General features: G+C 69.1%; 15 protein-coding genes. 8 read left to right on the plus strand and 7 right to left on the minus strand.

What is annotated here, in order from left to right:
* Window positions 1-37: 37 nt before the first annotated feature.
* Together E4M01_RS01860 and prmC are read right to left on the minus strand one after the other, a co-directional pair.
* The gene (locus tag E4M01_RS01860; RefSeq protein WP_245158332.1) at window positions 38-1,003 is read right to left on the minus strand and encodes a DUF4167 domain-containing protein; all 966 of its coding nucleotides are present in this window, start codon (window positions 1,001-1,003) and stop codon (window positions 38-40) included.
* 323 nt (window positions 1,004-1,326) lie between these two features.
* Complete coding sequence (prmC, locus tag E4M01_RS01865) at window positions 1,327-2,217, minus strand: peptide chain release factor N(5)-glutamine methyltransferase (RefSeq protein ID WP_135066590.1); 891 nt, start codon at window positions 2,215-2,217, stop codon at window positions 1,327-1,329.
* A 116-nt stretch (window positions 2,218-2,333) separates the two neighbouring features.
* Here prmC and E4M01_RS01870 point away from each other — a divergent pair, with 116 nt between their 5' ends.
* Window positions 2,334-3,608: a YihY/virulence factor BrkB family protein gene (locus E4M01_RS01870; protein ID WP_135066593.1), complete on the plus strand. Its 1,275-nt coding sequence runs from the start codon at window positions 2,334-2,336 to the stop codon at window positions 3,606-3,608.
* Here E4M01_RS01870 and E4M01_RS01875 read toward each other — a convergent pair.
* On the minus strand, window positions 3,605-4,630 hold the full coding sequence (locus tag E4M01_RS01875) for an NAD-dependent epimerase/dehydratase family protein (RefSeq protein WP_135066596.1): 1,026 nt from the start codon (window positions 4,628-4,630) through the stop codon (window positions 3,605-3,607). The genes E4M01_RS01870 and E4M01_RS01875 overlap by 4 nt on opposite strands.
* A 138-nt stretch (window positions 4,631-4,768) precedes the next feature.
* Between E4M01_RS01875 and E4M01_RS01880 the strand changes: the two genes are divergently transcribed.
* The 4 genes from E4M01_RS01880 to E4M01_RS01895 all read left to right on the plus strand — a co-directional run bounded on the left by E4M01_RS01880 (window position 4,769) and on the right by E4M01_RS01895 (window position 8,094).
* Window positions 4,769-6,112, plus strand: coding sequence for an ATP-binding protein (locus tag E4M01_RS01880; RefSeq protein ID WP_167765464.1), 1,344 nt, complete (start codon window positions 4,769-4,771; stop codon window positions 6,110-6,112).
* A gap of 66 nt (window positions 6,113-6,178) precedes the next feature.
* Window positions 6,179-6,820: a DUF4893 domain-containing protein gene (locus tag E4M01_RS01885; RefSeq protein WP_135066602.1), complete on the plus strand. Its 642-nt coding sequence runs from the start codon at window positions 6,179-6,181 to the stop codon at window positions 6,818-6,820.
* 61 nt (window positions 6,821-6,881) lie between these two features.
* Complete coding sequence (locus E4M01_RS01890) at window positions 6,882-7,619, plus strand: DUF4893 domain-containing protein (RefSeq protein ID WP_135066605.1); 738 nt, start codon at window positions 6,882-6,884, stop codon at window positions 7,617-7,619.
* A gap of 67 nt (window positions 7,620-7,686) precedes the next feature.
* Window positions 7,687-8,094, plus strand: coding sequence for a hypothetical protein (locus E4M01_RS01895; RefSeq protein ID WP_135066608.1), 408 nt, complete (start codon window positions 7,687-7,689; stop codon window positions 8,092-8,094).
* Window positions 8,095-8,153: 59 nt separating this feature from the next.
* Here E4M01_RS01895 and E4M01_RS01900 read toward each other — a convergent pair whose 3' ends face one another.
* A complete protein-coding gene (locus E4M01_RS01900; RefSeq protein ID WP_135066611.1) occupies window positions 8,154-9,782 on the minus strand; it encodes a serine hydrolase in 1,629 nt (542 codons plus the stop codon).
* Window positions 9,783-10,007: 225 nt separating this feature from the next.
* Here E4M01_RS01900 and E4M01_RS01905 point away from each other — a divergent pair, with 225 nt between their 5' ends.
* Complete coding sequence (locus tag E4M01_RS01905) at window positions 10,008-12,290, plus strand: TonB-dependent receptor domain-containing protein (protein WP_135066614.1); 2,283 nt, start codon at window positions 10,008-10,010, stop codon at window positions 12,288-12,290.
* Here the strand turns inward: E4M01_RS01905 and E4M01_RS01910 are convergent.
* On the minus strand, window positions 12,287-14,194 hold the full coding sequence (locus tag E4M01_RS01910; protein ID WP_135066617.1) for a BCCT family transporter: 1,908 nt from the start codon (window positions 14,192-14,194) through the stop codon (window positions 12,287-12,289). The genes E4M01_RS01905 and E4M01_RS01910 overlap by 4 nt on opposite strands.
* Window positions 14,195-14,335: 141 nt before the next feature.
* On the opposite strand from E4M01_RS01910, the gene clpB reads away from it, so the two are divergent.
* The gene (clpB, locus tag E4M01_RS01915; protein ID WP_135066620.1) at window positions 14,336-16,936 is read left to right on the plus strand and encodes an ATP-dependent chaperone ClpB; all 2,601 of its coding nucleotides are present in this window, start codon (window positions 14,336-14,338) and stop codon (window positions 16,934-16,936) included.
* Between the two features lie 43 nt (window positions 16,937-16,979).
* Here the strand turns inward: clpB and E4M01_RS01920 are convergent, their stop codons facing one another.
* Entirely contained in the window at window positions 16,980-17,183 is a 204-nt protein-coding gene (locus E4M01_RS01920) for a hypothetical protein (RefSeq protein ID WP_209316059.1), read from the minus strand.
* Window positions 17,184-18,222: 1,039 nt separating this feature from the next.
* Complete coding sequence (locus E4M01_RS01930) at window positions 18,223-18,573, minus strand: hypothetical protein (RefSeq protein WP_135066629.1); 351 nt, start codon at window positions 18,571-18,573, stop codon at window positions 18,223-18,225.
* A 213-nt stretch (window positions 18,574-18,786) separates the two neighbouring features.
* On the opposite strand from E4M01_RS01930, the gene E4M01_RS14390 reads away from it, so the two are divergent.
* Window positions 18,787-19,350, plus strand: coding sequence for a hypothetical protein (locus tag E4M01_RS14390; protein ID WP_209316060.1), 564 nt, complete (start codon window positions 18,787-18,789; stop codon window positions 19,348-19,350).
* Window positions 19,351-19,363: the final 13 nt, after the last annotated feature.

The raw sequence follows: 19,363 nt of genomic DNA on the forward strand, positions 1-19,363 counted from the left end.
CGGCCATGCTTAATGAAGCTTTGCGAAAACCGGCGTTTCAGCCTTCGTCGGCAGGGGCTTCGGCCTTTTTCCGCGGCGCGCGTCGACGCGGGGCCGGCGGGGCTTTCTCGGACACGGCTTCGGTCTCCGCGATGGACTCAGCACGCGGCGCGCCACGCGTCAGGAACCCCGGCAGGACCGAGGGGCCCTCGTCGTCGGTAGACGCTTCGGTCACGCGCGGGGTGCGCGGACGGCGCGGCGCCCGTTCGGGACGCGCCTCGGCCTGCGGCGCGGCCTCGGCCTGGACCCCAGCGTCTTCGCGCGGAGCGTCGACGGTCTCGGCTCGGGCCTCGTCGCCGGATTTGCCCTGAGCGTCGGCGTGGCCCTCGGTCGGGGCGTCGCCGTCGCGTTCGAAGCGGCGATTGCGTTCCTCGCGGCGACGCTCCCAGCGTTCGCGGCGCGTTTCGCGCCGGCCGCCTTCGCCCTCGGCGCGCGGCTCGCGGTCGTCCTCGCCGCGATCGCGCGAAGGCTCGCGATTGGCGTCGCGCTCACGGTTGTTGTCACGGTCGCGATTGTGGTCGCGATCGCGGTTATTGTCGCGGTTGGCCTCGCGCTCGGCGCGTTCGGCCTGGCGGCGGACCTCGTCTTCCTGCTTCTGCTGCTCGGCCTGCTGGGCGGCCATGAAGGCGGCCGCCTGGGCGCCGGACTCGTCTTCGAAGTCGATGTCGAAGCCCTGGCCGGCCAGCTCGCGCTGGGCGATCTCGCTGACGGGCCGCTGCGGCTGCAGAGCGCGCAGGACGCGGAAATAGTGCTCGGCGTGCTGGGTGTAGTTCTCAGCCAGAACGCGGTCGCCGGCAGACGAGGCGTCGCGCGCCAGCTGCATGTAGCGCTCGTACACCGTCTGGGCGTTGCCCCGCACCTTGATGTTCTCGGGACCTTGCGAGTCCCAGGACCGGTTCGGATTGGCGTTGTTGGCGTTATTGGCGCCGCCGGGCTTTCTGTTGCGTCCGCGTTGACGCTTCATGCCCTTGAAATCTCTCATCGAACGCTGACCGTGGTTGGGGACGCGCCACCGAGGATCGGCAGCCAGGTCCCTGTTCGTATTCCGCTCGCTCGGGGCCTATCCCCGCTGTCGACCTGTTCGGAAAACCAGTGTCCCCGCCGTGGTGCGCCCGGACCTTGTGAGCCCCGGCCGTCACGATCTCCGCGCGCGCGCCACCGGGCGAACCGGCCCGGACGGATGCGTTTGGAGGGGGAGACGAGGCGAGACTTAGCGCGCCCCGCCGGTTTCTCCAAGACCTTTAAGCGCCGCACCGAAATCGGAGAGCGCCCCGGTGCGCTCTCAACCTATTGCGCGCCCTCGGCGACGGGCAGGGCGTGGACGCGGGGATCGGGGCCGTTGGTCACCACCCGGTCGCGGTCGGCCAGATCCTTGACCACCTTCACATCCTCGAACCCTTCGGCCTCGAACAGCGCCTTGACCGCCTTGCCCTGGTCCCAGCCGATCTCCACGGCGAAGACGCCGCCCGGCCGCAGGATGCGCTTCACCTCGGGCGCCAGGTCGCGATAGGCCTGCAGCCCATCCGGCCCGCCGTCCAGCGCCAGGCGCGGATCGTGATCGCGCACCTCGGGATCCAGGCCGTCGATGTCGTCCGACGGGATGTAGGGCGGGTTGGACGCCACCAGGTCGAAGCTGTGATCGGCAATGCCGGCCGCCCATTCGGTGCGCAGGAAGGTGGCGCGGCTGTCCAGGTCCAGGTTGGCCGCGTTCTCGCGCGCCACGGCCAGGGCCTCGGGCGAGATGTCGGTGCCCAGTCCCCGCGCGCCGATGCGCTCGGCCAGGGTCGCCAGCAGGATGGCGCCCGAGCCGGTGCCCAGGTCGATCATCTCGAACGCCTTGTGCGGCGGGAAGGCCAGCAGGATCACGTCCAGCAAGGCCTCTGTGTCCGGCCGCGGGCTGAGGACGTCGGGCGTGACGTTCAGATGGATCTTCCAGAACCCCTTCTTGCCCAGGATGCGCGACACCGGCTCGCGCTTCAGCCGCCGTTCGACATAGCCGTCCAGCGCGGTTTGCTGGTCCGGCGTCACCGCGCGATAGGGGTCGGTCAGGATGTCGGTGCGCGTCGCACCGGTCGCCGCCTCAAGCAGCAGTCGGGCGTCGATCGAGGGGCTGTCGATCCGGCCGTCCTTCAGGCGAGCCTGGGCGGATTTCCAGGCGGTCAGCAGGGTCGGGCTCACGGGCGGCTCCGCAATGAGGCTGATGAACAGGGCGCGTGCCTACGCTTACGCGCCCGCGTGGGCAATCGCCTCGCGCTTTGCGGGAACGCCCTTGGACCTTCACCGTTGCGCAAACCATGTCCAAGGCCGCTTCCCGTTTCCGTCTCCCCGATCTCGCCACGCGACTGCTGAACCGTCGCAAGCCGCCGTCCGGCGGAGGGCTGGGCGCGCTGTGGCGATACCTCGGCGCGACGGTCGGCGGTCTGGCGGCGGGCGCGGGCGCGGCGCACCTGATCTACACCCAGGGCCACCGGTTTGGTCTTGAGCTGCGCGCCTATCGCCCCTCGCCTGAGGACGCGCCTGATCCGACGCCCGAGGACTACGACGCCCGCGAGCCTGGCCGGGGCCGTCTGGCCCGACGGCCGACGCACATTCCGATGAAGGGCTGGGTCGACATCCTGTGGCGCACGGGTGCGGGTTATCTGGGCGACCGGGTGGGATTCGTCGCCGGTGCGGTCACCTTCTTCGTCGTGCTGGCGCTGTTTCCGATGCTCGGCTCGTTCGTCACCATCTACGGCCTGTTCGCCGATGCGGGCGACGCCTGGAGCCGACTGCAGTTCCTGTACTCAATGCTGCCCGCCAATGTGGCCGAGTTCCTGGGCGGGCAGATGCAGCGCCTGGCCGAGAACTCCACCGGCCAACTGACCCTGACCCTGGCCTGGACCCTGCCGCTGTCGCTGTGGGCGGCGAACGGCGGCATCCGCAACCTCTTCTGGGGGATCAACGTCGCCTATCACGAGACCGAGCGCCGCAACATCGTGACCTACAACCTGATCTGCCTGGCCTTCACCGTGTCGGGCCTGATCGCGGTTATGCTGAGCGCGGCGCTGGTGATCGGCGTGCCGGTCGTGGTCGGCCTGTTCGGTCTGACCGAAGAGATCCAGTATCTGGCCCTGCTGCGCTGGCCCGTGCTGTTCGTCGGCTATGTCTTCGCCCTGGCGCTGATCTACCGCTTCGGGCCGTGCCGGGCCAAGGCGCGGTGGCGCTGGCTGACCCCGGGGGCCCTGGTCGCCGCCACGCTCAGCCTGGGCCTGTCGGGCATTTTCAGCTGGTATCTGCAGACCTTCGTGCGCACCGATTCCTACGGTCCGCTGGCGGCGGTGATGGGTTTCCTGCTGTGGACCTGGCTGTCGGTGCAGATCATCCTGATGGGGGCCAAGCTGAACGCCGAGATCGAGCATCAGACGGCGCTGGACACCACCACCGGCAAGCCGGAGCCGCTTGGCAAGCGCGGGGCGGTGATGGCGGATTCGGTCGGCGCGCGCCGCGGAAACCCCGCCGCGCTGGCCTTCACCCTGAAGCACGCCGAGGCCCTGTCTGACCGGGTTCTGCGCCGCAAGATCGAGCGCTAGACCCGGTAATAGTCCCGGTACCAATCGACGAACCGACCCACCCCGACCTCGACCGGTGTTTCCGGGGCATAGTCCAGAGCCGCGCGGGTCTCGGTCACGTCGGCTTCGGTGCTGACCAGGTCGCCATCCTGATACGGCATCAGGTTCAGCACCGCCTTGCGGCCGGCCGCCTCCTCGATCAGCTCGATGTAGCGCATCAGCGGGGTGCGCCGGCCCGCGCCCAGGTTCAGTATCCGCCACGGCGCCACACCGCTGGTCGAAGGATCCGGCCGCGTCGCATCCCAGCCGGGGTCCGCCGTGGCCGGACGGTCCAGGGCTGCGATCACGCCCGTGACGACGTCGTCGACATAGGTGAAGTCGCGCTCCATCCGCCCCTCGCCGTACACGTCGATCGGCTCGCCCTTCAGGATCGCGCCGGTGAATTTGAACAGCGCCATGTCGGGCCGCCCCCACGGACCATAGACGGTGAAGAAGCGCAGTCCCGTCGCCGGCAGGCCGAACAGATGGGCGTACGCGTGAGCCATGGCCTCGTTGGCGATCTTGGTCGCCGCATAGAGCGTCAGTGGATGATCCGCCCCCTGCTTCACCGAGAACGGCAAGGCGCCGTTGGCCCCGAAGGCCGAGCTGGTTGAGGCGAAGACCAGGCTGGTCGCCTGGGTCGCGCGCGCGCCTTCCAGGATCGACAGGAAGCCCGTCAGGTTGGAATCCGCGTAGGTCCAGGGCGAGTCGATGCTGTAGCGCACTCCCGCCTGCGCCCCCAGATGGACGATGCGCCGCGGCCGCTCGGCCTCGAACAGCGCCGCCATCGCCGCCCGGTCCGCCAGGTCGATCTCGTGGTGGCGATAGGTCGGAAAGGCCTCGAGCAGCGCCAGTCGCGCGCGCTTCAGCGCCGGATCATAGTAGGCGTTCATGTTGTCGACGCCGACCACCGTCTCGCCGCGCTCCAGCAGGCGGCGCGCGGTGTGGAAGCCGATAAAGCCCGCCGCGCCGGTGACCAGCACCGGTCCGTCCCTGTCCGTCATGGTGCACTCCGTCTCCCGCTGGCTGGATACGCCGCCCGCCGACGCCGCGCCACCCCGTCGCATTCAGCACAACCCATGGAAGAATCTTCACCGAATCTACACCGATTGATTGCAACCTGGACGGGTGGAGGGGTTGTTATGTTGTTTCTCTCGATTGTGCTGGTCATGGCCGTCGTCGCCTGGATCAGCGGACTGACCATGGCGCTGGCGTCGCGGGCCGAGGCCAAGCGGCTGCGGGTGCTGAACAACACGCTGGAAGAGCGGATAAGAGCGCGCACCGCCGACCTCACCCAGGCGCTGGCGGCGTCCGAGGACCAAGCCCGCGCCTTGTCCAGTGCGAACCAGGCCAAGTCGGACTTCCTGGCGGCCATGAGCCACGAACTGCGCACGCCGCTGAACGCGGTCATGGGCTTTTCGCACATCCTGCAGATGAACGCCGAGGCCGAGCCTCTGACCCTGCGTCAGACCCAGGCCGTGGAGCAGATCCTGGCCGCCGGCGCGCACCTGCTGGCCCTGATCGAAGAGGTGCTGGACTTGGCTCGCATCGAGGCCGGCAAGCTGTCGTTGTCGATCGAGCGCGTGGATCCGCTGCTGGTCGCGCGCCAGGTCTGCGACAGCCTGCAGCCCGAGGCGCGCGCGGCGGGGGTGACCCTGATCGCACCGCCGCCCCAGGCCGGTCTGGGCGCCGTGGCCGACCGTACGCGACTGCGTCAGGTGCTGCTGAACCTGCTGAGCAACGCCATCAAATACAATCTGCCCGGCGGCTCGGTCCGGCTGGAGGCGCGCCATCAGGACGGCGGACTGACCCTGTCGGTGATCGACACCGGCTGCGGCCTGCCCGCCGACCGCATGGCCGAACTGTTCCAGCCTTTCAGCCGTCTCGGCCGCGAGACCTCGGCGACGCCCGGCACCGGGGTCGGCCTGGCCGTGTCGCGTCGCCTGGCCGAGGCCATGGGCGGACGGCTCGCGGCCGAAAGCGTCGAGGGCCAGGGCTCCACCTTCAGCCTGTGGCTGCCGGGCTCAACCGAGGCCATGGTCCTTGCCCCCGCGCCCGAGGTTGACGCCGCCTCCCTCGGCGACCTGCCCCAGGCGACCATGCTCTACGTCGAGGACAATCCCGCCAACGTCACCCTGATGCGCCACGTCATCCGCGCCCTGGGTCCGATGCGCCTGTTCACCGCCGAGACGGGGCCCGAGGGCCTGACCCTGGCGCGCGACCTGCGGCCCGACGTCATCCTGCTGGACATCAACCTGCCGGGCATGGACGGCTACACCCTGAAGACGGGGCTGGACGCCGACCCCCTGACGCGAGGCATCCCGGTGCTGGCCCTGTCGGCCAACGCCATGCCCGAAGACATCAAACGCGGCCGTCAGGCGGGCTTCGTGGCCTATCTGACCAAGCCGCTCGACATTCCCGCCCTGGCCGAGGCCTTGGGGCGGGCGCTGAATGCGTCAACACCCGTGAGCGGCCGGGCGGCCTGATCCCGCCCGCCCGGCCCGACCCGGCTCCGGCTTGACGCGGAGGCGGCGGACGGCTTTGAGCCCCCCATGTCCGTCCGCCGCCTCCCCTATCTTCTGCTGCTCACCACGCTGATCGCGGGGTGCGCCGCGCCGGCGGCCTCGCCCCCGCCGCCGCCACCGTCGCCCGGCGCCGTCCTGCCCGACTGGCGCGCGGTGGTGACGGCGACCGACCGCGACCGCCTGCGTCGCACCGAGGCGGCCTGGGGCCTAGCGCTGGAACAGGCCCGGCGGGGATCGCCGGACCGCCTGCGCGGCCTGGGCGACCTGGCCGACGCCGACGCGCGCCTGAGCGACCCGACCCCGCCCATCGGCGACTATCGCTGCCGCCTGGTCCGGCTGGGCTCCCAGGACGGGGCCGGCCCCGCCCTGGTCGTCGGCGAGTGGAGCCGCTGCCGCATCGAGGCCACCGCCCAGGGCCTGCGCTTCTCCAAGCTGACGGGAACCCAACGCCCCGCCGGCCTGCTGTTCCCCGAGGACGAGCGTCACATGGTGCTGCTGGGCGGACTGGCCCTGGCGTCCGAACCGCCCGCCAGCCGCTATGGCCGCAACCCGGCGCGCGATCTCGCCGGCAGGGTCGAGCGCATCGCCGCCGAGCGCTGGCGCATCGTCCTGCCCTGGCCCCAGGCCGGGGCCAATCTGGACCTGATCGAGCTGATCCCGGCGGGCTAGGATTGAACCGGGGCCGCTCCTGGTTCGTTCGAGCGTTTCAATCGCCCGGAGAGCCGCCGCCATGCGCCTGTCGCCGATCCTCGCACTCGCCGCCCTGTCGCCGCTAGCGCTCGCCGCCTGCGACCGCGGCTCCGACGCCACTGCGGAGGCCCCGGCGCCCACCGAGCTGAGCCCCTCGACCGAGGCTCCGCCCCTGCCGGCCGACCCGGCTCCGACCGATCCGGCCGTCTCGCCGCCCGCCTCGGGCGAGCAGGGCGGAACGGACGACTGGCGCGCCGTCGCCAATCCCGAGGACGCCTCGGCCCTTGGCCGTCTGGACGAGGCGTGGCGAATGGCCCGCGCCTCGGCCGACGCAGCGGGCTTCGCCGACGAGGTTCAGTCGCACGGCGCCCTGGTCGATCCGAACGCGGGGCTTCAAGGCCGGCTGCAGCCCCCGCCTGGCGAGTATCGCTGCCGCTCCGTACGCATGGGTGTGAAGGGCTCTGTCGGGCTGGCCTACATCGCCTATCCCTTCTTCCGCTGCTCGGTCGAGCTGACGCCCGGCGGCGACCTGATCCTGACCAAGACCACCGGCTCGCAGCGCACGCGCGGACTGCTGTATCCCGACACCGACCGTCGCCTCGTCTATGTCGGCGCCCAGGCCTGGGGCGATCAGGAACAGGGTTTTCCGCGCTACGGCCAGATGCGCGAGCGCGACCAGGTCGGCGTGTTCGAACGCATCGGCCCCAATCGGTGGCGCCTGGTCATCCCCTTTCCCAAGCAGGAAGCCCAGATCGACATCCTGGAGCTGACTCGCTGAAGCCGGCTTGACCCCGGCGGGGCGCCCCGTCCACCCTTGGACCATCAGCTGTAAAGGGGGGCGCGCCATGAGAGGCGGACTGGGTTTCACAATCGGATCGATCGTGCTCGTGGCCATCGTGGCGGCGGTCGCCCTGGTGGGCTTCCCCACCTACAACGTCTACGCCAAGCAGATGCAGGGCCGCGCCGCCTATGAGGAGGCGGTTCAAAACCGGCGCATCCGCGTCCTAGAAGCCCAGGCCGCTCTGGATTCCGCCAAGCTGACGGCCGCCGCCGAGATCGAGCGCGCCAAAGGCGCTAACGAGGCCAACCGCATCATGGCCCAGGCGCTGGGCGGGCCAGAGGCCTATCTGCGCTGGAGCTACATCAACATGCTCCAGGAGACGGCCGGAAAAGAAGGCCGCCAGACCATTTACATCCCCACCGAGGCGGGCATGCCCATCCTCGAGGCCGGCCAGCGCCCGACGATCCGCTGATCCATCGGTGAGTTGCGGCCCGCGTCAGGTCGCCGTCGCGGGCCTGCTGCTAAACCCGCTCAGCGGCGCGCCAGACGCAGGTCCTGATAGTCGTAGCTGAAGTCGATGTCGGGACTGACGCCCTTCATCGTGGCGCGCACCGGCCGGCCGCCTTCGATCTCGAAGGTGATGAAGGCGTCTTCCTCGCGCTTGTCGGGGAAGCGGGTGCGGAAGGTCTCGCCGTCGTAGGGCTCGAGCGGCCCCTTCAGCGCCGGCGTGCGGCTGAAGGCCAGCCACAGCCCTGCGCCGCGCCGCGACACGATGATGTCACCGTACCAGGGGTCCGACCACGTCCCGACATAGGCGTCCAGCGCCAGGGACGGCGCCGCGCCCGCGCGCTGGTTGGCGTCGATCTCGACCGCGGCGGCCAGGGATTTCTCGTTGCCCTCGGCCTCCAGCCGCTTGGAATCGGCGATCCAGTCGAAACCGGCCTTGCCCATGACGATGTCGGCCACGCCTGAGCGAAGCGCGCGCAGCAGGAAGCTCTCCTCGGCGTTGGTGAAGATGGCGAATCCGGCCTTGCGGGCCGGGATCAGCACGGTGGCGGAGATGCCGCCCGGCGAGCCGCCGCCGTGCGTCACCATCCGCTCGCCCCGATAGTCCTGCACCTGCCAGCCCATGGCGTAGGTCGAGGCGATGGCGCGGCCGGGCAGCTCGGCGGTGGGGCCGGGCGACGAGCCGGCGATGATGTTGGGCCGCCACAGCTCCCGCGCCGCGGCCTGCGAAAACAGCCGCGTCCCATCCGGCAGTTCGCCCTCGGCCAGGCACACCGCGATCCACTTGGCCCAGTCGGTTGTCGTGGTGCAGAAGCCGCCGGCGGCCGCGGCCGAATCCCAGTTCCAGATGTCGGCGATGCTCTCGGCCAGCACCGTCATCGGACCCTGATAGCGCAGCGGCGGCCCGACCCGTCCGTGCGGCAAGGCCGACTTCGCCGGATCGGCGCGTGTCATCAGCGGGACGGTTTCGGTCATGCCGACCCGATCCAGGATGCGGCTCTGGATAAAGTCCTCCCATGCCTGCCGCGAGACCTGTTCGATCACCGCGCCGGCGACCACGAACATCAGATTGCAATAGTGATAGCGCGCGCGGAAACCGTCCTCGATCGGCACCTGGGGCACGGCGGCCAGCACCTCGGCGCGCGTCCGGTCGCTGTTGGGCCAGAACAGCAGGTCGCCGGCGCCAAGGCCGAAGCCGGCGCGGTGGCTCAGCAGGTCGCGCACCGTGATCCGCTCGCCGATGACCGGATCCGACAGGGTGAAGCCGGGCAGATAGGTCCGCACCGGCTCGTCCCACTTCACCTTGCCCTCGTCGACCAAAATGGCCAGGGCCGCCGCGGTGACGTTCTTGGTGTTGGAGGCGATGGCGAACAGGGTGTGTTCGTCCGCGCGCTGAGCCTGACCCTGACGGCGGACGCCATAGCCGCGCGTCAGCACTGCCCGCCCGTCGCGCACGACGGCGACGCCCACCGCCGGCTGGTCGGGCCAGGCCGCCATGGCGCGCTTCACATAGGCGTCGATCTGCTCGGCCAGACCCGCGTCGTCATTGGCCGGCGACGCCTGGCTCCAGGCTGGGCTGGCGGACAGGGCGACCAGGCCGCCGGAGGCGAACAGGGCGGAACGACGCGACAGGCTGGGCTGACGAACGGACATAAAACGGCTCCCGATTTACTCGGACGCTAGCGCCGCCGTGAACGCCGCGCCAGCCTGGACCAGACACCGCCAAAAAGCCCCCGCCCTCATCCTGCCTCGACCATGAAATTCCTGTAACCTTCTGAAAAGACGACGTTTCATGACCGCGATGTAACTAGGGACGCTGGACAACCCCTGATATCAGCAAAGGTGGAACGGGCCGGACGAGCCCGCAGGGGCTGACCAATGATCCGACTGAAGACCATCCTGCTCGCCGGCGCCATCGCCGCCGTGACGTCGCCCGCGCTGGCCCAGACCGCCGCGCCGCAGAGCCAGCCTCAACCGCGTCCCGCGCCGACTCAGGGTCCGGCCAATCAGACCCAGCCCGCGCAGACGACGCCTCAGGAGCCTGCGGCCGAGGAAAAGGAAGAGACCGCGACCGTGGCCGACGTCGTCGTCAGCGCCCAGTCCGACGGCATTCGCACCTCGATCGATTCCGTCAGCTACAGCTTGGCCAACGACCTGCAGGCGACGACCGGCAGCCTGGCCGACGCCCTGCGCAACGTGCCGTCGGTGGACGTCGATCCCGAGGGCAACGTGTCCCTGCGCGGCGATTCCAACGTCACCATCCTGGTCGACGGCCGCCCCTCGGGCATCCTGACCGGCGCCGGGCGAGGCCAGGCGCTGATCCAGCTGCCGGCGGACCAGTACGCCCGCATCGAGGTCATGACCAACCCATCGGCCGCCTATAGCCCCGAAGGCTCAGGCGGGGTCATCAACCTGATCACCAAGCCCACCGCGCCGCGCCCGGGCGTCCAGACCACCGGCTCGATCCGCGCCAACGTCGGTGATAACGGCCGCTGGAACGCCGGCGTCAGCGGTTCCTATCAGAAGGACCGCCTGACCCTGTCGGGCGACCTCAGCTACCGCGCCGATCCAAACAGCATCGGTTTCGTGCGGCTGCGCGAGCGCCTGGATCCGGTCACCGGCGCCGTGGTGTCGACCAGCACCAACACCCAGGGCGTGGAGATGGAGCAGAACGGCGGTTTTGGCCGCTTCACCGCCGAATACCGCCTGACCGACAAGACCCAGCTGACCGGCGAGCTTCGCGGCGTGGCCTTCTCGGGCGACGGCGACGTCACCGGCCTGTTCGAGACGCGCGACGCCTCGGGCGCCTTGACCAGCGCCTATCGCCGCGACGGCTCGATGAACTTCGACTTCGTCAACTGGGGCGCCACCGCCCGCCTGCTGCACCGCTTCGACACGTCTGGCCACGAGTGGTCCAACGAGCTTCGCTACGACAGCAACTCCAACGAAAGCGCGGGCCGCACGCTGAACCGCTTTCTGACACCGACCGCGCCGGACCTGTTCGAGCGCACCGATCAGGCGCTGGATCAGGTCACGCTGGGCTTCACCAGCGCCTATGTGCGCCCCATGGAGGACGGCGGGCGCCTGCGCGCCGGCTATGAGCTGAACCAGCAGCGCCCCGATCAGGACGTGACCCTGTCGCGCGGTCCGTCCGAGGGCGGCCTCGTGGTCGTGCCGGGGTTCAGCAACCGGTTCGAAGGTCGCCAGACTGTCCACGCCCTGTACGGCACCTATGAGCGACCGCTCAGCGAGAAGTTGTCGGCCCAGGCCGGCCTGCGCCTGGAGCAGGCGGACATAAAGATCGACGACGTCACCGGCGGCGCCTCGGCGACCCAGGACTATTTCCGCGCCTATCCGACGGCGCACCTGCAGTATCAGCTGTCGGACAGCCAGACCCTGCGCGCCAGCTATTCGCGCCGCATCCAGCGGCCCCAGCTGGGCCAGCTGAATCCTTTCGTTGTCTATGCCGATCCGCTGAACCTGCGCTCGGGCAACCCGGACCTGGAGCCGCAGGAGACGGACGCCTTCGAGGCCATGTGGCAGATGCGGTCGGGCCAGACCTTCTATCAGGCCACCGCCTATCTGAGAGACACCGACAAGGCCTTCACCGAGGTGGCGACCGATGTGGGCGGCGGCGTGCTGCTGACCCGGCCCGAGAACCTGGGCTCGCGCCGCGACATCGGCCTTGAGGTGACCGCCAACGGCCGCCTGCATCCCACGCTTCGCTACAACGCCTCGGTCAACGTCTTCCGCCAGGAAATCGACGCGGCCGGCATCCCCGGCGGCGTCGACCGCCAGGCGACGCTGGCCAGCGGCCGGGTCAGCCTGTCGTGGCAGCCGACGCCCGAGGACTTCTTCCAGCTGACGGGCTTCTGGCAGGGCGAGACACTGCTGGCCCAGGGCACGCGCGAGGCGGGCGGCATGGTCAACCTCGGCTACCGCCGCAAGCTGACCGACAAGCTGTCGCTGAACGTCACGGGCCGCGACATCCTAAACACCTTCAACAACGACACGGTCTACGAGACGCCGCTGTTCCGCGACAGGTTCGAGCAGGACATCAAGCTGCGAGCCTTCTACATCGGCCTGACCTACAACTTCGGCTCCAGCCCGCGCCGCCAGCCCGAGCAGTTCGACTTCTCGACCGGTCCGACCGGGGGCTAAGCCAGACGCCAGACGGCCAACTGCTCCAGCACGTCGGCCGTCAGCTGGGCGCGGGTGAAGCCGGTCACGTCGCGTGGCCGGCCGCCGTCGCCCGTCTGGGCCGTCAGCCGCCATTCGATGGCGCGGCGCCCTTCGGAGGCGTTCAGCGGCGTGGCGGCCGGCAGAGGCCGCGAGCGCGGCCCCAGGCGGTACAGAAAGTCGCGGCCCGCGCCGCTTTCGACCACCAGCCAAACCGCGTCGCCCTCCATCTCGACCTTGGCGCCCTCCAGGCCCTCGGCGCCCAGGGCGTCGCGCACCTCGACCAGGGCCGGTGCGCCGTTGCGCTCGATCTGGCGCGCGATCTCGGCCCGGCTGGCGGGTTGGAACAGCCGCTTCAGCTGCTCGCCCAGCGGCGGACTTTCGGTCTCGATGGCCCGCCCGCTGAGGTCGGCGTTCATCTGTCGGATCAGCCCGGCCGCCAGCAGGATCATGATGATGCAGAACGGCAGGGCCGCCACCAGCGTCGCCGCCTGCAACGCCCCCAGGCCACCCGCCAGCAGCAGGGCCGAGGCAGCCAGGCCCTGGAACAGGCACCAGTAGATGCGCTGCCAGCGCGGCGTGTCCTCGGCGCCGCCTGAGGCCAGGGTGTCGATCACCAGCGAGCCGGAGTCCGCCGAGGTGACGAAGAAGACCGCCACCAGGGCCACCGCCAGGGCCGAGGTGAAGCCCGCCGCCGGCAGATACTCCAGGAAGCGGAAGATGGCTGTCGACAGGTCGATCTCCACCGCGCGCCCGATGGCCCCGGCCGCCCCGCCCATGTCCAGAGCTATGGCCGTGTTCCCGAACACCGTCATCCACAGGAAGGTGAACGCCGTGGGCACCAGCAGCACTCCGGCGATGAACTCGCGCACCGTCCGGCCGCGCGAAATGCGGGCGATGAACATGCCCACGAAAGGCGACCACGCGATCCACCAGGCCCAGTAGAACAGCGTCCAGTCCGCCATCCACGCCCGCGGCTCATAGGCGTACAGGGTGAAGGTGCGCACGAAGAAGTGGTCCAGATACAGGCCGAAGTTCTGCACCAGGGCCTTCATCAAAAAGCCCGTCGGGCCCGTGACCAGCACGAAGATCATCAGGCCAACAGCCAGGGCCAGGTTCAGCTCGGACAGCCGGCGCACGCCCTTGTCGACGCCGGACAGGACCGACATCGTCGCCACGCCCATGATGACGGCGATCATCACGACCTGGGTCGCCGGATCGATCGGCAGGCCGATCAGCTCGGCCAGGCCGGCGTTCATCTGGGCCACGCCCAGACCCAGCGAGGTGGCGATGCCGAACAGGGTGCCGCAGATGGCGAAGATGTCGACCGCATCGCCGATCGGCCCGTTGATGCGCCTGCCCAACAGGGGGAAGAGGCCCGACCGCAGCGTCAGCGGCAGACCCTTGCGGTGCGCGAAATAGGCCAGGCTCAGCCCCACCACCGCATAGATGGCCCAGGCGTGCACGCCCCAGTGGGTGAAGGTGATGACCATGGCCTCGCGCGCGGCGGCGAAGGAGCCAGGCTCAACCTCGGGCGGCGCGATATAGTGCTGGATCGGCTCGGCGACGGCGAAATACATCAGGCCGATGCCCATGCCCGCCGCGAACAGCATCGCCAGCCACGAGATGTAGGGGAAGTCCGGCTCGGCGTCGTCGGCGCCCAGCTTCAGCTTGCCCGTCGGGCCCAGCGCCAGATAGGCGACCACGCCCAGGAAGCCCGCCACGGCGGCGACGTAGAACCAGCCGAAGGTGTCGATGACCCACGACTGGGCCAGCTTGAAGGCGTAGTCCGACCAGCTCGGCGCCACGAACGCCAGGAGCAGCAGCCCGCCGGCGATTCCGCTCGCGCCCCAGAAGACACGCGGGTTCATCTTGGTCTTGAGCATCGGGGGCAAGCGCGCCTTTCCAGTCAAGGTTCCGAAGCCTAGCCCCTTGCGTGGCTCTCGGGCCACACCCACGTCGGTTCAGCGGTTGGCGTCGCCCGAACCGGGGCGCCGAACCGGGTCCGCTTTTCGAAGGGATGCGCCGTGAACCTCGACCTCTATTCCGACCGCGCCAAACAGGCCGTTCAGTCCGCCCAGTCGCTGGCGCTCGCCCGCCGGCATCAGCAGTTCGCGCCCGAACACCTTCTGAAGGTGCTGCTGGAGGAGCGCGACGGCCTGGCTCGAAATCTCATCACCCAGGCCGGCGGCGACGCCAAGCGCGCCGAGGCTGACGTGGAGACCGCGCTCGGCAAGCGCGCCCAGGTCACCGGCGGCTCGGGCCAGCTGTATCTGGACGGCGACACCGCCCGCGTCTTCGCCTCGGCCGAGGCGGCGGCCAAGAAGGCCGGCGACCAGTTCGTCACCACCGAGCGCCTGCTCAGCGCCCTGGCCCGCGAGGGCGGCGTGGCCGCCACCGTGCTGAAGGCCGCCGGCGCCGACGCGGATAAACTCGACGCCGCCATCACCGAAATCCGCAAGGGCAAGACCGCCGACAGCGCCTCGGCCGAGGACGGCTATGACGCGCTGAAACGCTACGCCCGCGACCTGACCCTGGCGGCGGCGGACGGCAAGATCGACCCCGTCATCGGCCGCGATGAAGAAATCCGCCGCACCATCCAGGTCCTGGCCCGGCGCACCAAGAACAACCCCGTCCTGATCGGCGAGCCCGGCGTGGGCAAGACCGCCATCGTCGAGGGCCTGGCCCTGCGCATCGTCAACGGCGACGTGCCCGAAAGCCTCAAGGACAAGAAGGTGCTGGCGCTCGACATGGGCAGCCTGATCGCCGGCGCGAAATACCGCGGCGAGTTCGAGGAAAGGCTGAAGGCCGTGCTGAACGAGGTCTCGGCCGCCGAGGGCCAGATCGTCCTGTTCATCGACGAGATGCACACCCTGGTCGGCGCCGGAAAGGGCGACGGGGCCATGGATGCGTCCAATCTGCTGAAACCCGCCTTGGCGCGCGGCGAGCTGCACTGCGTCGGCGCCACCACGCTGGACGAGTACCGCAAGCACGTCGAGAAGGACGCAGCCCTGGCCCGCCGCTTCCAGCCCGTCTTCGTCTCCGAGCCGACGGTGGAGGACACGGTCTCGATCCTGCGAGGCCTCAAGGAGAAGTACGAGGTCCACCACGGGGTGCGCATCTCCGACAGCGCCATCGTGGCCGCCGCCAGCCTGTCGAACCGCTACATCACCGACCGCTTCCTGCCCGACAAGGCCATCGACCTGATCGACGAGGCCGCCAGCCGCGTGCGCATGGCGGTCGATAGCAAGCCCGAGGCCCTGGACGAGATCGACCGCCGGCTGGTCCAGCTCAAGATCGAGCGCGAGGCTCTGAAGAAGGAGACTGACAAGGCCTCGGTCGCCCGGCTGGAGAAGCTGGAGGACGAGATCGCCGACCTGGAAGGCCAGTCCGACGACCTCACCGCCCGCTGGAAGGCGGAGAAGGAAAAGGTCGGCCAGGGCGCCCAGCTGCGCGAAACGCTGGACCGCCTGCGGCTGGAGCTGGCCGCCGCCCAGCGCGCGGGCGATCTGGGCCGCGCGTCGGAGATCGCCTACGGCCAGATCCCCCAGATCGAGAAACAGCTGGCCGAGGCCGAGGCCAATGAGTCAGGCAGGGACTCTGGCAAGTCCGGCCCCCTGACCCCCGAGGTCGTCGACGCCGAACAGATCGCCGCCGTCGTCAGCCGCTGGACCGGCGTGCCCGTCGACAAGATGCTGGAGGGCGAGCGCGAGAAGCTGCTCAAGATGGAAGACGCCCTGCGCTCGCGCGTCGTGGGTCAGGAAGACGCCCTGATCGCGGTGTCCGACGCCGTGCGCCGGGCGCGCGCGGGCCTGAACGACCCCAACCGCCCGCTCGGCTCCTTCCTGTTCCTGGGCCCGACGGGCGTGGGCAAGACCGAGCTGACCAAGGCCCTGGCCGAGTTCCTGTTCGACGACGAGGCCGCCATCACGCGCCTGGACATGAGCGAATACATGGAAAAGCACAGCGTCAGCCGCCTGATCGGCGCCCCTCCGGGCTATGTAGGCTATGACGAGGGCGGCGCCCTGACAGAAGCTGTCCGTAGGCGCCCCTATCAGGTCGTCCTGTTCGACGAGGTCGAAAAGGCCCACCCCGACGTCTTCAACACCCTGCTTCAGGTGCTGGACGACGGCCGGCTGACCGACGGCCAGGGCCGCACCATCGATTTCAGGAACACCCTGATCATCATGACCTCCAACCTGGGCTCCGAAGCCCTGGCCAATCAGGGCGAGGGTGACGATGTCGAGGCCGTGCGCCCCTTCGTCATGGAGGCCGTGCGCGCCCACTTCAGGCCCGAGTTCCTGAACCGCATCGACGAAATCGTCCTGTTCCAGCGCCTGGGCCGCGAGCAGATGGGCGGCATCGTCCGCATCCAGCTGTCGCGCTTCGAGAAACTGCTGGCCGACCGCCGCCTGACCCTGGCCCTGGACGACAGCGCCGCCGCCTGGCTGGCCGACAAGGGCTACGACCCGGTCTACGGCGCCCGCCCCCTGAAACGCGTCATCCAGAAAGAGCTGGTCGACCCCATCGCCCGCAAACTCCTGGCCGGCGAGATCGAGGACGGGAGCGTGATCGCGGTCTCAGCCGGCGCGGACGGGCTGGAGATCGGGAAGGCGCGGGTGCATTGACAGAAGGCCGCGAACCAGGTTCGCGGCCTTCACTGCCCAATCCTCAAGAGGTATGGCAGGCATTGCTGCAATAATAGCAGCCGTTCGAGCGCCAATAGATCGTTTTGGCTTTTGTCACTGCAGGACGACAGGAATCATACTCGCCCAAGAAGGTGCGGTTGTGCTCCGCCGGTCCGTGGGTGCAGTTGTAGGTATGCACTTCGTGGTCGCCGTTAGGCTGAGCATTCTGATTGACGTAGTAGCGCATTGCTTTCTCCAAAGCCGTTCTTAGTCATCGCAGATGACGGGCGGCAGCGCGCGCCGCCGCCCGTCTTTCGATCATCGCTGAGCAGTTGCCCACGGTCGCGAAGGTCGATCAGGATAGGTCGGCCTCAGCGGCGGCTGCGGATATGACGGCCTGTTCGGAAGCGATGGCCGTTGCGGCGAGGTCGGACGTTGCGGGAAAATCGACATACCGGCCCCCAATCAGCGGTTGCTGTTTGGGGTGCGATGGGTCGGCTTCCACGTCGATCCAGGCGTCGTGGTTGGCGGTAGGCGATGGTTGTCCGGCACTGTCGTGAAATTGGGCCGGGCACCGCCACGCGGGCCTACTTCTTGGAAGATGCCGCCGTTACGGCCGACATTGGATCCAGGTTTTTTAGTCATCGTTGATCTCCGTGGAATCTCTCGGATTCACAGGTTTTCGATGACGCTGTGGACAATCGGTGTTGCCGTGGTAGGCACGGCGTGCGCACTGATTCGCACAGCGTCGGTAGGCGCTACGGAGAGGGGCAACGGGTACTCGGCGTGAGAACTTTGTTCCCCGCGTTCCTCTCCACCTTCCTTTGAACCTCGCCGCATCACGCAGGCTGGTCCAAGGACATTTTGCTGAAAACTTCTGTTGCATCCTCCCTTGGGAATCGCCGACCTTTTTGCGGCAGCGTAACCGTATTCACCCTTTAGCACTTTCGTCTATGAGTGCCATTAACTTTTCCACAAGATATGGCGCCACCCCCCAAATATAGGGTTTTTTCGAGCAGCAACGCACATCAGGTTGGGGCTTTTTGTCGTCAGCGGCACCGAGTTGGAAGTCGGCAGATCAGAAAGGGACGCCTGATTTGTGGCACCAAGTGCCCGCAGACTCTCGCCTCCCCCCGATGTAAGACAGTGGCCCCAAAATGAACGACAGCGGGCGAAGTCAGCGTGACCGTGGCGGGACGCGAGCTATCAAACGCCCTCTCTCTCGGCCGGCGGAGAGCTTTACCGTCGCGCGCTCAAACCCTCTCCCACTGGGAGATGGTGAGTACTTACTCCCCCAACACCGGCATCACCTCCACCCCGTCGCAGGGGAAGATCGTCATGTGGGGGTGGTCTTGGAACAGGCGGGCGGCGGCCTCGTGGGTGTCGGCGCGGACCACCACGAAGACGGTCAGCCGATTGACCGCATCGGCGATCCGGCCCGCGTCGTCGATGCGCAGGGTCGACCCCAGCGGGCCGCCGATGTGGACGATGCGGTCGCGATGCGCCGCCTCCCAGGCCTTGACCGCCGCCACGCCGACTTCGGCCCGCGCCGCCTGCTCGGCCTCGCTCATCGCCTTCCAGGCCCGGAACCTGGGCCCGGCCTTGTCCATGGTGAAGACCGCCAGATAGTGCGCCATGCCGCACGCTACCCCCTTCCTTCTCCCATTAGGAGAAGGTGGCCCCGAAGGGGTCGGATGAGGGGCGGCGGTGTGAGGCGGCGAAGCCGCCGGCTCTGACGGTCGACCCTCACCCTTTCGGCTGGCGCATCGCTGCGCTCTGCGAGCCTCAAGCCCTCTCCCAGCGGGAGAGGGATGAGCGTAGGCTGGAGGTCGCAAGGTAAAGGAACCGCCATGACCCGCGCCGCCCTGTTCGCCCTGACGATCTCCGCCCTCGCCCTGACCGCCTGCGGCCAGCCCGCGCCGAGCGAGCCCGCGGCGCCGGCGGCCGCGCCCGCTCCCGCCGCGCCTGCCGCCGCCCCCGCGCCCGCCGGGCTGGAGGCCGCGCTGCGCGCGATGCACGCCGACGACGGCGACCTGACCTACGCCTTTGCGCCCATCGACCTGGACGGCGACGGGGCCGAAGAGGCCCTGGCCTATGTCATGGGGCCGATGGTCTGCGGCTCGGGCGGGTGCAATCTGTATGTGATGGCGCGCGAGGGCGAGGGCTGGCGGATGGCGGCGCGCACCACCGTGACCCGCACCCCCATCGGCGTGCTGCCCACCTCGACCAACGGCTGGCGCGACCTGGCCGTGTCGGTCGGCGGCGGCGGGGCCGAGGCCGGCTCGGTGCGCCTGGCCTTCGACGGCCGGACCTACGCCGCCAACCCCACCACGGCGCCCGCCGCGCCGCTGAACGCCGGCGACCAGGTCGACATCCTGATCCCCGCCGTGCCCGACGCCCGCCCCCTGCCCTGACGCGGGATGACGC

Source organism: Brevundimonas sp. MF30-B (assembly GCF_004683885.1).
Lineage (GTDB): Bacteria > Pseudomonadota > Alphaproteobacteria > Caulobacterales > Caulobacteraceae > Brevundimonas.

Bases quoted from the DNA above. Each gene is read 5' to 3' on its own strand.
- E4M01_RS01880 (WP_167765464.1), top strand. From the start codon at position 4,769: ATGTTGTTTCTCTCGATTGTGCTGGTCATGGCCGTCGTCGCCTGGATC.
- E4M01_RS01895 (WP_135066608.1), top strand. From the start codon at position 7,687: ATGAGAGGCGGACTGGGTTTCACAATCGGATCGATCGTGCTCGTGGCC.
- E4M01_RS01930 (WP_135066629.1), bottom strand. From the start codon at position 18,573: ATGGCGCACTATCTGGCGGTCTTCACCATGGACAAGGCCGGGCCCAGG.
- E4M01_RS01885 (WP_135066602.1), top strand. From the start codon at position 6,179: ATGTCCGTCCGCCGCCTCCCCTATCTTCTGCTGCTCACCACGCTGATC.
- E4M01_RS01900 (WP_135066611.1), bottom strand. From the start codon at position 9,782: ATGTCCGTTCGTCAGCCCAGCCTGTCGCGTCGTTCCGCCCTGTTCGCC.
- E4M01_RS01870 (WP_135066593.1), top strand. From the start codon at position 2,334: ATGTCCAAGGCCGCTTCCCGTTTCCGTCTCCCCGATCTCGCCACGCGA.
- E4M01_RS01920 (WP_209316059.1), bottom strand. From the start codon at position 17,183: ATGCGCTACTACGTCAATCAGAATGCTCAGCCTAACGGCGACCACGAA.
- E4M01_RS01875 (WP_135066596.1), bottom strand. From the start codon at position 4,630: ATGACGGACAGGGACGGACCGGTGCTGGTCACCGGCGCGGCGGGCTTT.
- E4M01_RS01890 (WP_135066605.1), top strand. From the start codon at position 6,882: ATGCGCCTGTCGCCGATCCTCGCACTCGCCGCCCTGTCGCCGCTAGCG.
- E4M01_RS01860 (WP_245158332.1), bottom strand. From the start codon at position 1,003: ATGAAGCGTCAACGCGGACGCAACAGAAAGCCCGGCGGCGCCAATAAC.
- E4M01_RS01910 (WP_135066617.1), bottom strand. From the start codon at position 14,194: ATGCTCAAGACCAAGATGAACCCGCGTGTCTTCTGGGGCGCGAGCGGA.
- E4M01_RS14390 (WP_209316060.1), top strand. From the start codon at position 18,787: ATGACCCGCGCCGCCCTGTTCGCCCTGACGATCTCCGCCCTCGCCCTG.
- E4M01_RS01905 (WP_135066614.1), top strand. From the start codon at position 10,008: ATGATCCGACTGAAGACCATCCTGCTCGCCGGCGCCATCGCCGCCGTG.